The organism is Salipaludibacillus sp. HK11 (assembly GCF_047795645.1).
GTDB lineage: Bacteria > Bacillota > Bacilli > Bacillales > Salisediminibacteriaceae > Salipaludibacillus.
This window is the reverse complement of the sequence record NZ_CP181045.1, coordinates 374,185-387,080: the sequence shown is the minus strand read 5'-3', so window position 1 is coordinate 387,080 and position 12,896 is coordinate 374,185. Positions and strand designations below refer to the sequence as shown.

The following is a 12,896-nucleotide window of genomic DNA, read 5'->3' as shown; positions in this document are numbered from 1 at the left end:
AAGATGCAGCCTCTTGTGCACTTTAATCTCAAACCTTGCTTCCTTCATGCTCAAGATGCTCTCTTCTCGAGAAATCCCCTCCATAAATACCTATAAATCCTAAAGTTACGCCCTCTTTCAATCGCAGATTAATACATAATATCTAATTTTTAGTCGTATCATCCTTCCCCTTTGAATAGAATGTACAAGTATCTAGCTTGTCTGCTCTAGACTTATTGGAGGATGGTTAAATGGCTATATTTATGACTTATTTGTTATTAGGACTCTCCCTTGCTGCACCAATTGGACCAGTTAATGCAGCTATCTTGGACAGAGGGATAAAAAACGGATTTTTTCATGCTTGGTTAGTTGGCCTAGGAGCGACTATAGCAGATGGTTTGTATATGCTATTCGTGTTTTTAGGTGTCGTGCATATCGTTGAGATTCCGTTTGTTCAATCTTTTCTTTGGCTATTTGGTTTTTTTGTATTAGTTTATACAGGAATCGATAGTTTGAATGGAGCCGGGAAAATATCTATATCCGATACTAGGTCTTCAAATGAACTCCATACGAAATCATTTTTATCTGGTTTTTTTATGGCGTTATTTAATCCGCTAACGATTTTATTTTGGCTAGGTATTTTTGGTTCTATCTTAGCAAAAACAGTTCATTCCTACGGAACAGAACAAATAATTATTTACGTTAGTGCGATTTTTCTTGGGATTATAATTTGGGATGTTATGATGGCTGCTTTTGCTAGTACGTTAAGAAGATATTTAAGCTATCGTCTCCTGATGGGGATCTCTATTTTGTCAGGTCTTTCATTAATTGGATTCGGTGTCTATTTTGCTATCCAAGCAGCTACTGTTTTATTTTAGAGAACAATGAACCTGGCCCAGAATTATTTGGCTTATCATTCTTTTTACTCCATACGTAAATCATAATCAAAGTAATCAGTGCTATGATAACAAGGAATAGCAAACTCACATAAAAACCGGGACGACTAATTTCATGAAAAGCCGTACCTACTATTGCAACTAAAACAATGAGAAATCCTAATGCCCTCTTGAATTTTTCCAAGGTAGACAGCTCAAGTAATCGATTGTACGCCCCTAATATAAAAAACCAATTATATAAGAGCATCAATCCAGCTGCGGTCGTAATATACTCATAAATTTTTCCAGGCATTAGCAGAGACAAGACAATCGTCGCACTTATTGCTATTGCAGTCACACCAATAGCAGGCAGCGCAGTGTCTTTCAAAACTTTTTTGGAGAAAAAGTGAGGTGCATCAAATCCTTCTGCTAAGCTCAAGAGAATTCTAATCATTGCAAACATAGAAGCTACCATCGTTGAAAAACCTGCAATAATAAACACACTATTAAATATATCCGACATATAGGGAATCTGATAGTTCTCTAAAGACATCACAAAAGGACTTTTTTCAGTTTTAAAATCATCCCATGGTAGCAAGATCAATGCTAGTGAGAGGGAAGCAATATAGATAATTGCAAGCAGAGAAAACATGACCTTACCCGCTTTCATCGCATCCTCCATATTTTTTAGACGAATTGCAAGTAATCCAATAATTTCAATTCCTGCAAATCCATAAAAGCCAAAAATAAAGGCTGGCATTAATCCTGTCCAACCATTTGGCGAGAATGCATTAAATGAACGAGGAATCGGTGCCCGCTCAACTTGCTCTCCGAATACACCAAATAATGCGATGACTGCAATAATTATAAACATTAAAATCGCAGCAACTTTCAAAACAGCCAAGAGATTTTCAATTCTGTCAAACCCTTTTGCTCCAGTAAGAATGACAATTATTCCTAGCGCTGCATATCCAGAAGCGAATATCCATAATGAGATATCTGGAAACCAAAACTGAGAAAATAGTGATAGTGCCGTCAACTGACTCCCCATAATTAATAACTCCGATAGCCAATAAACCCAGCCACAAGAAAATCCTGCCCAACGACCATAAGCTTTTTTAGCATAAATACGAAAAGATCCTTCTTGCGGATCATCAATCGATAACTTCGCAAGAGCCTCATATACAAAATAAGTCCCAATTGCCGCTATTCCATAGGCTATAATAACTGATGGTCCTGCCATCGATATTGCAATACTTGAACCAAGGAAAAAACCTGTGCCGATAGTCGCCGCAACACCTAATAAAGAAAGTTGCCACCATTGAAGTTTTTTCTCTTCATTTGCTCTAGATTTAGCAATCATTGTTCTCCCTCACTTCCCCGAATGGTCTTAGTGTTTCAGAAAAACCAATTGTTTATGTAGGGCTACTGAAGCAAGAGACAAGAAAATAATTTAGAATTCTGCTTGAGACAAAAATTGTTTCAGGAGTTTTGAATTTTTTGTTCAAATCTATCACATCTTAAAGTAAAACAACTAATACAATTGTCGGCTACAATCCTTTTATTTTAGAAGGATATCAAACCGGCATCGGAGGGATTCGGTTGCAACTATATTTTTCCCCAGAGTTTTATAAACAAGACGCTCAAGTCCTTAATATTGTCACTGATAAGAATTTACCTGTTGGTTATCTTGCTTTTTTAATGACAGAAAGAAAAATGTATATCTATGGCTTAATAGAGGAAGAAGGGGTTGCCGAAAATTTCAAGGAATTAGTGACACCTTATATACAAGGACTCACAAAACTAACACCAGATTTGGAAATTTTCACTTATTTATCCGTAGGTGGAAAAAAGATCGAAATGGAAACTGGCAAAAATTAATAAAATAATAATGAGCGAATTGCTCGTTGATACTTTTAGCAAATTTCAATGACAAAGTTATTTTCAAATCTACTCTTTATATATTGCACACAAGGTTTTAAATTAATGGGGGAAGTATTGTGAAAGAAGTCTCACAACGTCAATTTATTGTGTTTATAGCTATATTCTTACTTTGGATTAAAACCATCTATATCGGTTTAACTGAGTTTCAAATTTCGTTAGAGAATCTAAATCAGTTGGTCATCCTTTTGTTAAATCCTTTACCTATCTTAATGGTTGGCATGATTTGGGTAAGCACAAGAAAGTATTCTAAACAAGTAGCCTATCTATTACTATTCATGACAGTTATCTCATTGATTCTTTATGCAAATATCATTTATTATCGCGCGTTCACAGATTTCATTACCCTTTCACTATTTGCGTTACGTACTCATGCTTCGGAACTAATATCAAGTATTATAACAATTATTAAATGGTCCGACCTAACTTATTTCATTGATATAATCGTAATTACAATTCTTCTTTATGCAACTGATAACTCAAGTAAGCAACTAGAGTTAAAATTTAAATTATCATTCATTCAGCCTTTTGTTACTCTATTAATCCTCATCACAGTCATACATTTGTGTCTCGCACACATTGAAAGACCACAATTGTTAGTCCGTTCCTTTGACAGAGAATTATTGGTGAAAAATATTGGAATTTACAACTTTCACATCTACGATACCATTTTGCATACAAATGCTAGAGCTCACCGCATGTTTGCTTCTGAAGACGAATTCATAGAAATTAAAAATTCAATTAGCAAAGAGCACAAAATTGCAGATAACGATTTACATGGGATTGCTGAAGGTAAAAATATTATTGTTGTTGCTGCTGAATCATTGCAAAACTTTGTGATCAATCAAACAGTGAATAACGAAGAAATCACTCCATTTTTAAATGAATTAATTGATGAGAGCTTTTACTTTAATGAATTTTATCACCAAACTGCCCAAGGAAAATCTTCAGATGCAGAATTTATCGTAAATAATTCGTTATTTCCACCATCAAGAGGGGCCGTTTTCTTTTCCCATCCAAATAACGAGTATGATGCTCTTCCGGAAATCCTCAACACTTATGGATACTACACATCTTCGTTACATGCAAATAATGGTAGTTTCTGGAATAGAGATATTATGTACAATCAGTTAGGTTATCAGCGTTTCTATACACAACTAGATTATCAGGTGACCCCTGACAATAGTATTGGTTGGGGGTTAAAAGATATCGATTTTATGAAACAATCAGTTGACCATTTACTTGAAATGCCTCAGCCTTTCTATGCAAATCTGATTTCTTTAACGAATCACTTTCCTTTTGAGTTAGGTGAAGAAGACATGTATATTGATCGATATGATTCTAACAGCCGAACATTAAATAAGTATTTCCCTACTGTCAGGTATATGGATGAATCGATCAAGATTTTGTTTGAAGAATTAAAAAATACAAAACTTTACGAGGAATCTATCATAATCATTTATGGAGATCATGATGGAATCTCATCGAATCACAACCGGGCGATGTCAACATACTTGAATAAAAAAGTGACTGCTTTTACCGAATTAGAACTTCAGAAAGTACCGCTTATTATCCACATTCCAGGAATAGAAGGAGAAACGATCACAACTGTGTCAGGACAAGTTGACTTTCGTCCAACATTGCTCCATTTATTAGGTATTGACTTAACAGATCAAATCATATTTGGAGATAACTTATTCTCTGAAGAACATGAAGCGTTCGTTTTCCGAAGAGATGGGAGCTTCGTTTCTGATGAATTAGTTTACACCGGAAATACTTGCTACTTAAAAAAATCTGGAGAACCTACTGATTTTTATTTATGTGAACCTTATATAGAAAGGGTAAATAAAAATCTAGATTACTCTGATATGATTATTTATGGAGACTTATTTCGCTTTAATAACTGAATGCACTGTATACTTATCAAAAATGCCTGGCTTACAGTTTCATAAGCCAGGCGAATCACACTTTATAATATTTTTGCAAATAGCTTCTTATAAACTTTTTTTACGTTTGCGAAGTGATTTTTCGCTTTCACGATTGTGTGAAATCGGATGTTCTTCATTGTGATCAGGCAAGCTTTCATCAGGTGTGTTGTTATTCGTCAAAGCAGCATTTTTCTCTGGGTTTCGTTTCTTCACTTTTCATTCCTCCTTCAAACGGTCATAAAAATAGGTTTAGTAAAGGTAGAATAATTATGCGCGAAAAATAAATATTTATAGCTTAAACGGTGTTCAGCAACAATATAAACTTGTCGCCCCACCCCCTCCAAAACCGCATTACTACGCCCCTATTTTTTACCAATATAATAAACATTTGCTTAAATCCTCTTTTCCTCCTACATATCCACAATCCTTCAGTCAAAATCTTATTAATCTGTTAGCTAAAAAAGCCTATTATTAATCTTTATATAAGTATCTAAGAATATCTGGAAACCGCTCTCTCCAAGAAACTTCATTATGAACACCACCTTCAACAGTTTCAAAACGATAATCGATATTCTTTTTATTAAGCACTTTTTTAAAAGAAAGATTGGAATTGAGATACTCTATTGGTCCAAAATGTACTACTTGTTCCTCTGTTCCCACATCGGAATAAAATTTCTTTACATTCGTTAAATCAGTTTTTTCAGCCAATTCTTCTATTTCTTTTTGACTAAGCCAATATGCAGGAGAAAGCGAGGCTGATCGTTTAAACACAGATGGATACTTACAAACAGCATATGTTGTAATAAACCCACCTGATGAACTCCCAGCCATCGCTGTATCTTCACTGATTGTTCTGTATTTTTTATCAATATCTGGTTTTAATTCTTTGACAATAAAATCAATATATTGCTCACCCTCGCCCCCTAAATTAATCGATTCATCTATTGATAACATTCTATTAATATTTTTATCACTTATCCAAGGTCCCATTTCATCGAATCGTTTGGTCCCTTCTCCATTACAATCAATGCCAACCACGATAAGTTCTAAACCACTCCGTTTAAGGCAATTAATCATTCGCCAACTGGTGCCAAAAAATGAATCTTCATCTCGGTACAAATTTTGTGCATCGTGCATATACAAAACAGGATACGCCTTATCAGATTGTTCATATCCTTCTGGAAGACAAACTCTTATCATTCTTTCTCGGTTTAATGCTCTCATATTAACTATGAATTTTTCTATCATATATCCTGTCCTCCGATTACACTCCCATTTTAATTGACGACCACCAATCATATGATAATGCATATGGTATATCTCTTAATGATTTCTAACTCACTCTCTTTACATAAACTCCACGATAGCGCCATAATAAGAGGTACGATTTTTTCACTAACGCTTTTCCATTTCTTTTAAGAAGAGATAATTCACTTATGGTATTCAATCAACCAACAATCTTGATATATCCCTTCGTGAAGCTCATGTTTTGGGAGTATTCTAACTTTTTTAAAACCACTTTTCTCATAACATTTTATAGCCCTCGTATTTCTTGTTTGAGGGTCCATAACTACTCGGTCTGCTTTTTTGTGCTCGATTAAGAATTTAACCATAGATGTAACAAGTAATGTTCCAATTCCTTTATTCCAATACTCTACTTCACCTATAAATTGATCTGTGCCATAAATATTTTTATCAAGATAACCATATTCTTTTTTCGTTTCATCATCTAATTTATAGAATTGGATATATCCTATCTCATTACCATCAAACTCTACAATACATTTAACTTCATTATCATCGATATCATAAAAAACTTTATTAACTTTGTTTAAATCAAAACGGTTGTCCCTTCCTTCATAAAATTGAAGTAATGTTGGGTCCGAAAGCCAATTTGCTAAAAGGTAATTATCCTTTATTTCCAATTTACGAACTCTTAAATTCTTATTTTGGAACAACATAATATCACCTCACATAAACTGCTTTTGGAAGATAATTCACTTCTTTATGGTCATTTCCTCCGTTTGTTTTGTTGAAATCAAAACCACCGGTGTGAACTGGTGGTTTGCTCTGCGGCTGAAAGCCTCTCTTACCGGCCTTGGCCTAAAAGGCCCACTGAACGGTTTTCCCTCCTGCACCACATTCTCACACTAATTCTAAAGAATTTCTTTATTTCTTCTTATTTTTCTGGCCTGTAAATGGGTCATATTCTTCGAACAACGTTAATTGATCGCCCATATAGTCTTCTTTTAGCTGATTTCTAATGTAATCTCGTATTTGCTTTTTGTTTCTGCCCACTTGTTCATAAAAACTTGCCGATTTTTGATAGTTTCTCACATTAATGTGAGTTTCAAATATACCTTTAATCATAGAACAATAATCCACCTTTTTTCTATTATAATTATACAAGTCATTATTTAACTGGACTAAACTACGTTTCTTTAATTGACCTTACATTACCTTCTTAAAGTTAACTTGCTCGTTAGTTGAAATAGTTCTTATGAAAATCCTTCGACTTACCCTGTGCGATTTGTATAGGTCAAATGCAATATAGAAGAATCTAAGTTTTTAGTATCTGATAGCCTAATCACTTTATTTTTATATAAATCTAACCTCTCTTCAAAAATTTCTCTGTTTCTTTCAAAGTCTCGTGTCCATTTATACATCATTTTTAACATAGTAATATCTGGTTTGTACTCACACTTTTCAAAACCAAGATTCTGCTTTAAAAACCGAATTAGAATTCTCATCTTTCGCTTCCAAAGTGGTGTATCAAGAAAAATGATTGTGTCTGCCATTTCAAATAAGCAACGATACGATTCACGGTCAGTTCCTTCAAAAATCCATTTTCCTTTTTCATCAATGTCATTGATTATGTCAACTTGTTCAGATGGAGTAAGTTTATATCTTGCATCTTTTGTTTTTTTGTGAACTATACTATCCAATTCATACCAAGGTATATTTATCTTTTTAGATATTTGTTTTGCAAGAGTTGACTTACCACTCGCTACAATTCCAACTATGTATATCTTTTTCATATTTTCCCGTCCACCTCTATAGATACTGTATTTTTGTTTCGTATCCTGTGTTAAGTTAAACTCACCTTTAGCGTCACAATCGTGTCCGATTGGAGGAGACAAGAAACACAAACTACTTTTTTGATGAAGCTTTTACTATTAGAAAATGAGGGCTGGTCATAAGATAGTGATAAGATTTTTCTTTCATTTCTTTAATCTTTTCTTGCGGTTGGGGTTCAATCAGTTTATCGAGATTGAAAAATTGCGTAGTTTCATTTAGGATGCTTTGTAAAGGTCTTCTGTAAAAACTTACATCAATAGTAATATTAGGTTTGTTCCAGGTTTCTGTTAAGGATTGGGTTTTAAAGTAATCCTCGCAATTATGTCTTGTATAGTCCATAAATGGATGATGAACCGAAAATAATAAGGTTCCGCCTGCTTTTAGAATGCGATTAAATTCTTGAAATGTGTAAGTCCAATTCTTTATGTAATGGAGCGTAAGCGAACTTACGATCACATCAAATGAATCATTCTTAAACGGAAGGCTTTCTTGAAGATCGTGACAAAGCAATGTCGCTTCTTCTCCTAAACGTTGCTTCGCTACTCTAATCATCTCAGGACTTACGTCTATACCAGTAACTTCTGCCCCTTGTTGCAATAATTGAGAAGAATACCATCCAGCCGAACAACCCGCATCAAGCACCTTTTTACTCTTCAATTGGTGGGGCAAAGCTGTCATCATAGCTGGGCGTTCATAATAAGCGTTATAAGGACTATTTTCATCAACATCGTTTTGATATGTATTAGCTAACTTATTATAAATATCTACAGGAGAATTTCTCATTAAATTCCCTCCTTCAGATTATTGAAATGTAGTTTTATAATCATTTATCAATACTCCTTTTTCCCTACATTCATGTGAAAAATCACTTTCCACAACTAAGTGATAATCTTCATATAACTCAATTATTGTAAGACTCGTACTGTGAATGAAGGAAAGTTCCCATAATTTTTCTATGGGGTGGTTCTTACAACAAGCTAATAATATTTTTATTACAACTGCATGAGTAACAATAAGTATATTTCCTGAAGTAAATTTTTCTTGTATCTTGCTTAAAAATTTTACAACTCTGTTCCTTAAGCGATTTAGTCGGCAAATTAAACTACTATTTTAAGTTTCCTCTCCAAAAAACCAACTCGATTAAAAACAATGTGCTACTACATGTAGCACATTGTCAGTTAACATTAATTCACAATAATATATGATTTTTCAAAAGGATATTTGTTATTTTTCTTTTATTACAAACGGTTGCCGTTTGCCATATGTTAAACTTTTCCACAGCCACTCCGCTGGGCCAAACCTGAATTTCTTCACCCAAATATTGCTGATCCAAATTTGTAGTCCGAATAAGATTGCAACAATAACTAACCAATAAAGTGGTCCAATCTCACCGTAAAATCCTAAACCATAGTTATAGAAAATCAGCGTCGATACAATCGATTGAAGCAAGTAGTTACTTAAAGCTGTCCGTCCAACTGCACGTAATGGATTAAAGAATTTCTTCCATCCTTGAACACGGCTCAGTAAAATAATCGAAGTCATGTAAAAGAAGCACAAAGCTGGTCCTCCGATAATCATCCCGACAAAATGAGTCATCATGTACGCGGATAAGTCCGCTCCTTGTTCAAAGTAACTATAAACAAAAATGACGTTAAATGGTAAACCAATTGCCAAACTCCATACCCATACTTTACGAAAAAATGGAAGATTGTTTTCAATATTTTGGTGAATGCCTTTCTTTGCGACATAAACACCAAATAAAAACATACCAAGCACAATTGGCGCCATTAATAAAGAATCACCAAATAGAAATAGATAGTCCGTCGCACGTTGCGCAAATATATCTGCTATTGATCCTGATCCATAAGCAGCGACAGATTGTTCTAACATTTGCATCCCTGTTGCTGTCATTCCCGTATCTGCTGGCATTAAATCGCCTAATAAGTATATAACCAAGCCCATGAACGACATAAAAGCAGCGGGTATCAGGATAAGCGCAAACGCCCAAATTAGCACTGTTTTTGGTTTTCTATTATAAAACAACAGTAAAAACACACCCGTGATCGCATATATGACTAAAATATCACCATACCAAATCCCGAACGCGTGGACCAATCCAATTAGAAATAAATAGAACAGCCTTTTCAGAAACAACTTCTTTGGATTTGAAACTTTCTCCGTTGCTCTCTGCAAGAAAATCACAAATCCTAACCCAAACAAAAACGAAAACATCGTGAAAAATTTTGAGGAAGCAAAAAATTGAATGATAAAATCTGCAAATACATGCCAACTCTCAATCCACCATGTTTCGCCTGTTAATGCTAAGTAAATCGCTGGTGAAGCAAATATCGGCATGTTTGCAATCAGTATTCCTAACAAAGCAAAACCGCGAATCATATCTAGTTCATGAACTCGCTCTTGTTCAGACACTGGGGTTGAATATTGTTTATTTTCCATGACAACCTCCCTATTAAGTTTTTTCTCAATCCACTTACTTCTGAAAAATACTTGCCTGAGCGTTTAACATTCGGATCAATTCTTGCAACGATCCTTGTTCATCAACTGGAAAATCAGGTTGTCCGCGATCAATCACACATCCATCTACAAGAAACGTCTTCATGCCAATTTGTGAGGCTGCCATATCTTCTTGTTTATCATTGCCGACCATTACACAGTCTACAGCAGGTACATCAAGTTTTTCGCAAATGTGCTGATAGTATTGTTTATGCGGTTTTGTGTAGAAACTGTCTTCATAGACGGTCACTAATTCAAAAGGAAGGTCGGCTACGTTTGCCCATGTTAACCGATGGTAAATCGCAGACTTCGGAAAAACAGGGTTCGTAGCTACAGCGACACGGTACCCCTGTTCAATCGCGACCTCAACCACTTCTCTACCTAATGGTGTCGGTTCGCATAGGTGTGAAAATGTTGGAAAGACAGTTTCATAAAAATCGTCTAATGTTGGCCAAATCTCTTCTTTATTCAAATCTGTCATCGATAAAAACGTTTCTTCAAAAACTTTCTCATTCGTTTTAAAAGCGTCTAGATTCTTCATCATCGCTTTTGTTCCACCCCATAGTGCTTTTACAAAGGTTTCTGGCTCTACGATATGAGAAACCCTTCCAGCTAACTCCCGAATATACGTTTCTACAAATCTTTCTGTGTCCATTGGTAATAATGTACCGTCTAAATCAAATAGAATCACTTTTGTCATATGTCACAATCCCCGTTCGCTGTTTAGTAATTTTGCTAGATAATATTCATCCACGCCCGTACCGTCGATGATAAATGATTGTCGTCTTAATCCTTCCACTTCAAATCCCATTTTTTTATATAAGGCTAATGCAAGTTCGTTATGTACCATCGTTGTTAATTCGAGTCTTGTCACACCATTTTCATTTGCCCATTTTTCTATCGACTGCATAAGATATGTACCGACTCCTCTGCCAATGTGATGCTGGACCACCCCTAATACAATCGATGCCGTGTGTTTTTTTCTGGCTACTTTCCCACCAACTGCCATTACATATCCTAATAACTTCCTATTCTCTTCCACTACCAAAATAGTAGAATTAGGTTGACTTACAAATGATGTAATCATAGATTCGAATTGATTTGTAGTCATATTTCTTTCACCTTTTTGATAGAGCATAAATGCTGATTCTCCATCAATCAATTCAACCATTTCTTTAAATTGGTCTGTGTCTGACTTATCAACTTGTCTAATACGCATGCCTTACTCCTCGCTGTAAGAAAATTTCGTTTTTCATGTTTCACAACTCGTCTATTATTGAGACGAACTTGTTTTATTTTACCATATTTTTCACAGCAATTTGTTTTTTTTTGCATAAGATCTTACTTCCCTATCATAAGCATTAATGACGAGACTTTGACTATGAAGGAGCGATAACCATGGCTTTTCAATGGGGAACACACATTATTCATACTGTACAACCAGGAGATACAATTTACAGCCTTGCCGTTCGCTACGAAAGTGACGTAAATAGAATTGTTCAAGCAAATGGAATTTATCCACCATTTACGGACCCCTTTGTGATTTTTCCAGGGCAAGTATTAGTCATTCCTAGAATGTATGTCGATCCTCTCGAAACCCTTTATGTCATTCAGCCCGGCGATACACTAGGAGCTTTAGCACAACGTTTTTCTTCTGAAGCTACGCTGTTAGCTGGTACAAATTCAAACATCCAAAACCCAAACATCATTCTCCCAAATCAACAAATACGTATTCCTGCTTTTACTTACGATGTAGAATCTGGAGACTCGATTGCATCAATTTCGCAACAAACTGGCGTGCCAATAGAATACATTCTAGCAGCAAATAGTTTCAGACCGAGTATTTCACCCGATTTAATCTATGAAGGAATTAAGTTAATCATTCCAATTCCAGTTTCAGAGAATATCGTTGTCTATCAACCTGTACCGGGAATGATGGTCCACGACAACACGATGATAAAGGGATATGCAAGAGCATTTGAAGCTAATGTCTTATATCGTTTGATCGATGATAATGAAGTTGAAGTCATGGAGGAAACCTTCACTACAGCAGAATTTGCTGGCCCCAATTATGGGAGATTCCAAGATACTATCTCATTTGACAGGGAACCTACTGCTTCAACAGGAGAACTGCAAGTTTATACAAGAAGTGCGAAAGATGGATCGATTCAAGATTTAGTACAAATTAATGTTTCTTTTCAGCAATGACGAGGATAAAAGTCGCTAAAGGTCCTAAAAAGATTGATAGCAAAAACCAATTAAGACCAGACCTATTTTTCCCTTGGGCAATACCTGCATTGATCAATGTCAATGTGCCCCACCCAACATAAAATGATTGATCCATTTATTTCACCTCCGTTTTTTTCTATTTAAACTGATTTTCATTTCTCTTATTAATCATGATATTTATAGCGTTGATTATAACAAGTCATTAAATAAATTGCATTGCTCTATTGATACGATATTTCTTGTGCTAAGGTTCCTATTTTTAACGATTTAATCTCATTATCATGAACAGAATTTGAAAACAGAATTTTGCTAGATTCTTTTCTCCTCATCAAATTTCGTTCTGTCGCTGGTT

15 protein-coding genes and 1 pseudogene are annotated in these 12,896 nt (G+C 35.1%); 4 read left to right on the top strand and 12 right to left on the bottom strand.

Translation table 11 applies throughout. From position 1 onward, the window contains the following. Nucleotides 1-230: 230 nt before the first annotated feature. Complete coding sequence (locus tag ACM26V_RS02185; RefSeq protein ID WP_416149830.1) at nucleotides 231-857, top strand: LysE family transporter; 627 nt, start codon at nucleotides 231-233, stop codon at nucleotides 855-857. Here ACM26V_RS02185 and ACM26V_RS02180 read toward each other — a convergent pair. After that, nucleotides 841-2,217 (bottom strand): amino acid permease, encoded by a 1,377-nt coding sequence (locus ACM26V_RS02180; RefSeq protein ID WP_416149829.1) that lies wholly within the window; start codon nucleotides 2,215-2,217, stop codon nucleotides 841-843. The two genes, ACM26V_RS02185 and ACM26V_RS02180, sit on opposite strands and share 17 nt — an antisense overlap. Nucleotides 2,218-2,456: 239 nt before the next feature. On the opposite strand from ACM26V_RS02180, the gene ACM26V_RS02175 reads away from it, so the two are divergent. Next, complete coding sequence (locus tag ACM26V_RS02175) at nucleotides 2,457-2,735, top strand: hypothetical protein (RefSeq protein WP_416149828.1); 279 nt, start codon at nucleotides 2,457-2,459, stop codon at nucleotides 2,733-2,735. 119 nt (nucleotides 2,736-2,854) lie between these two features. Next, nucleotides 2,855-4,702, top strand: coding sequence for an LTA synthase family protein (locus ACM26V_RS02170; protein WP_416149827.1), 1,848 nt, complete (start codon nucleotides 2,855-2,857; stop codon nucleotides 4,700-4,702). A gap of 87 nt (nucleotides 4,703-4,789) precedes the next feature. On the opposite strand, the gene ACM26V_RS02165 is transcribed toward ACM26V_RS02170, so the two are convergent. From ACM26V_RS02165 to ACM26V_RS02120, 10 genes and pseudogenes are all read right to left on the bottom strand, one after another. After that, on the bottom strand, nucleotides 4,790-4,936 hold the full coding sequence (locus ACM26V_RS02165) for a hypothetical protein (protein WP_416149826.1): 147 nt from the start codon (nucleotides 4,934-4,936) through the stop codon (nucleotides 4,790-4,792). A 258-nt stretch (nucleotides 4,937-5,194) separates the two neighbouring features. Next, nucleotides 5,195-5,971, bottom strand: coding sequence for an alpha/beta hydrolase (locus tag ACM26V_RS02160; protein ID WP_416149825.1), 777 nt, complete (start codon nucleotides 5,969-5,971; stop codon nucleotides 5,195-5,197). 182 nt (nucleotides 5,972-6,153) lie between these two features. Beyond that, on the bottom strand, nucleotides 6,154-6,684 hold the full coding sequence (locus ACM26V_RS02155) for a GNAT family N-acetyltransferase (RefSeq protein WP_416149824.1): 531 nt from the start codon (nucleotides 6,682-6,684) through the stop codon (nucleotides 6,154-6,156). A 208-nt stretch (nucleotides 6,685-6,892) separates the two neighbouring features. After that, nucleotides 6,893-7,081, bottom strand: a pseudogene (locus ACM26V_RS02150) (IS200/IS605 family transposase); the annotation flags it as partial. Between the two features lie 158 nt (nucleotides 7,082-7,239). Further along, the gene (locus ACM26V_RS02145) at nucleotides 7,240-7,761 is read right to left on the bottom strand and encodes a hypothetical protein (protein ID WP_416149823.1); all 522 of its coding nucleotides are present in this window, start codon (nucleotides 7,759-7,761) and stop codon (nucleotides 7,240-7,242) included. Nucleotides 7,762-7,873: 112 nt separating this feature from the next. Then, nucleotides 7,874-8,584, bottom strand: coding sequence for a class I SAM-dependent methyltransferase (locus ACM26V_RS02140; protein ID WP_416149822.1), 711 nt, complete (start codon nucleotides 8,582-8,584; stop codon nucleotides 7,874-7,876). Between the two features lie 18 nt (nucleotides 8,585-8,602). Then, nucleotides 8,603-8,848 carry a histidine phosphatase family protein gene (locus ACM26V_RS02135; protein ID WP_416151770.1) on the bottom strand — a complete coding sequence of 82 codons (246 nt, stop codon included), beginning with the start codon at nucleotides 8,846-8,848 and terminating at the stop codon, nucleotides 8,603-8,605. 177 nt (nucleotides 8,849-9,025) lie between these two features. Further along, entirely contained in the window at nucleotides 9,026-10,258 is a 1,233-nt protein-coding gene (locus tag ACM26V_RS02130) for a DUF418 domain-containing protein (protein ID WP_416149821.1), read from the bottom strand. Between the two features lie 34 nt (nucleotides 10,259-10,292). Beyond that, the gene (locus ACM26V_RS02125) at nucleotides 10,293-11,015 is read right to left on the bottom strand and encodes an HAD family hydrolase (protein WP_416149820.1); all 723 of its coding nucleotides are present in this window, start codon (nucleotides 11,013-11,015) and stop codon (nucleotides 10,293-10,295) included. 3 nt (nucleotides 11,016-11,018) lie between these two features. Then, the gene (locus ACM26V_RS02120) at nucleotides 11,019-11,534 is read right to left on the bottom strand and encodes a GNAT family N-acetyltransferase (protein WP_416149819.1); all 516 of its coding nucleotides are present in this window, start codon (nucleotides 11,532-11,534) and stop codon (nucleotides 11,019-11,021) included. A 179-nt stretch (nucleotides 11,535-11,713) separates the two neighbouring features. Here ACM26V_RS02120 and ACM26V_RS02115 point away from each other — a divergent pair, with 179 nt between their 5' ends. Beyond that, nucleotides 11,714-12,523 carry a LysM peptidoglycan-binding domain-containing protein gene (locus tag ACM26V_RS02115; protein WP_416149818.1) on the top strand — a complete coding sequence of 270 codons (810 nt, stop codon included), beginning with the start codon at nucleotides 11,714-11,716 and terminating at the stop codon, nucleotides 12,521-12,523. Here the strand turns inward: ACM26V_RS02115 and ACM26V_RS02110 are convergent. Next, nucleotides 12,501-12,659: a hypothetical protein gene (locus ACM26V_RS02110; RefSeq protein ID WP_416149817.1), complete on the bottom strand. Its 159-nt coding sequence runs from the start codon at nucleotides 12,657-12,659 to the stop codon at nucleotides 12,501-12,503. The two genes, ACM26V_RS02115 and ACM26V_RS02110, sit on opposite strands and share 23 nt — an antisense overlap. Nucleotides 12,660-12,896 lie beyond the last annotated feature (237 nt).

Excerpts from the sequence above, each read along its gene's own strand:
- ACM26V_RS02120 (WP_416149819.1), bottom strand. The coding sequence starts at position 11,534 with ATGCGTATTAGACAAGTTGATAAGTCAGACACAGACCAATTTAAAGAA.
- ACM26V_RS02140 (WP_416149822.1), bottom strand. The coding sequence starts at position 8,584 with ATGAGAAATTCTCCTGTAGATATTTATAATAAGTTAGCTAATACATAT.
- ACM26V_RS02145 (WP_416149823.1), bottom strand. The coding sequence starts at position 7,761 with ATGAAAAAGATATACATAGTTGGAATTGTAGCGAGTGGTAAGTCAACT.
- ACM26V_RS02130 (WP_416149821.1), bottom strand. The coding sequence starts at position 10,258 with ATGGAAAATAAACAATATTCAACCCCAGTGTCTGAACAAGAGCGAGTT.
- ACM26V_RS02115 (WP_416149818.1), top strand. The coding sequence starts at position 11,714 with ATGGCTTTTCAATGGGGAACACACATTATTCATACTGTACAACCAGGA.
- ACM26V_RS02180 (WP_416149829.1), bottom strand. The coding sequence starts at position 2,217 with ATGATTGCTAAATCTAGAGCAAATGAAGAGAAAAAACTTCAATGGTGG.
- ACM26V_RS02160 (WP_416149825.1), bottom strand. The coding sequence starts at position 5,971 with ATGATAGAAAAATTCATAGTTAATATGAGAGCATTAAACCGAGAAAGA.
- ACM26V_RS02110 (WP_416149817.1), bottom strand. The coding sequence starts at position 12,659 with ATGGATCAATCATTTTATGTTGGGTGGGGCACATTGACATTGATCAAT.
- ACM26V_RS02125 (WP_416149820.1), bottom strand. The coding sequence starts at position 11,015 with ATGACAAAAGTGATTCTATTTGATTTAGACGGTACATTATTACCAATG.
- ACM26V_RS02155 (WP_416149824.1), bottom strand. The coding sequence starts at position 6,684 with ATGTTGTTCCAAAATAAGAATTTAAGAGTTCGTAAATTGGAAATAAAG.
- ACM26V_RS02185 (WP_416149830.1), top strand. The coding sequence starts at position 231 with ATGGCTATATTTATGACTTATTTGTTATTAGGACTCTCCCTTGCTGCA.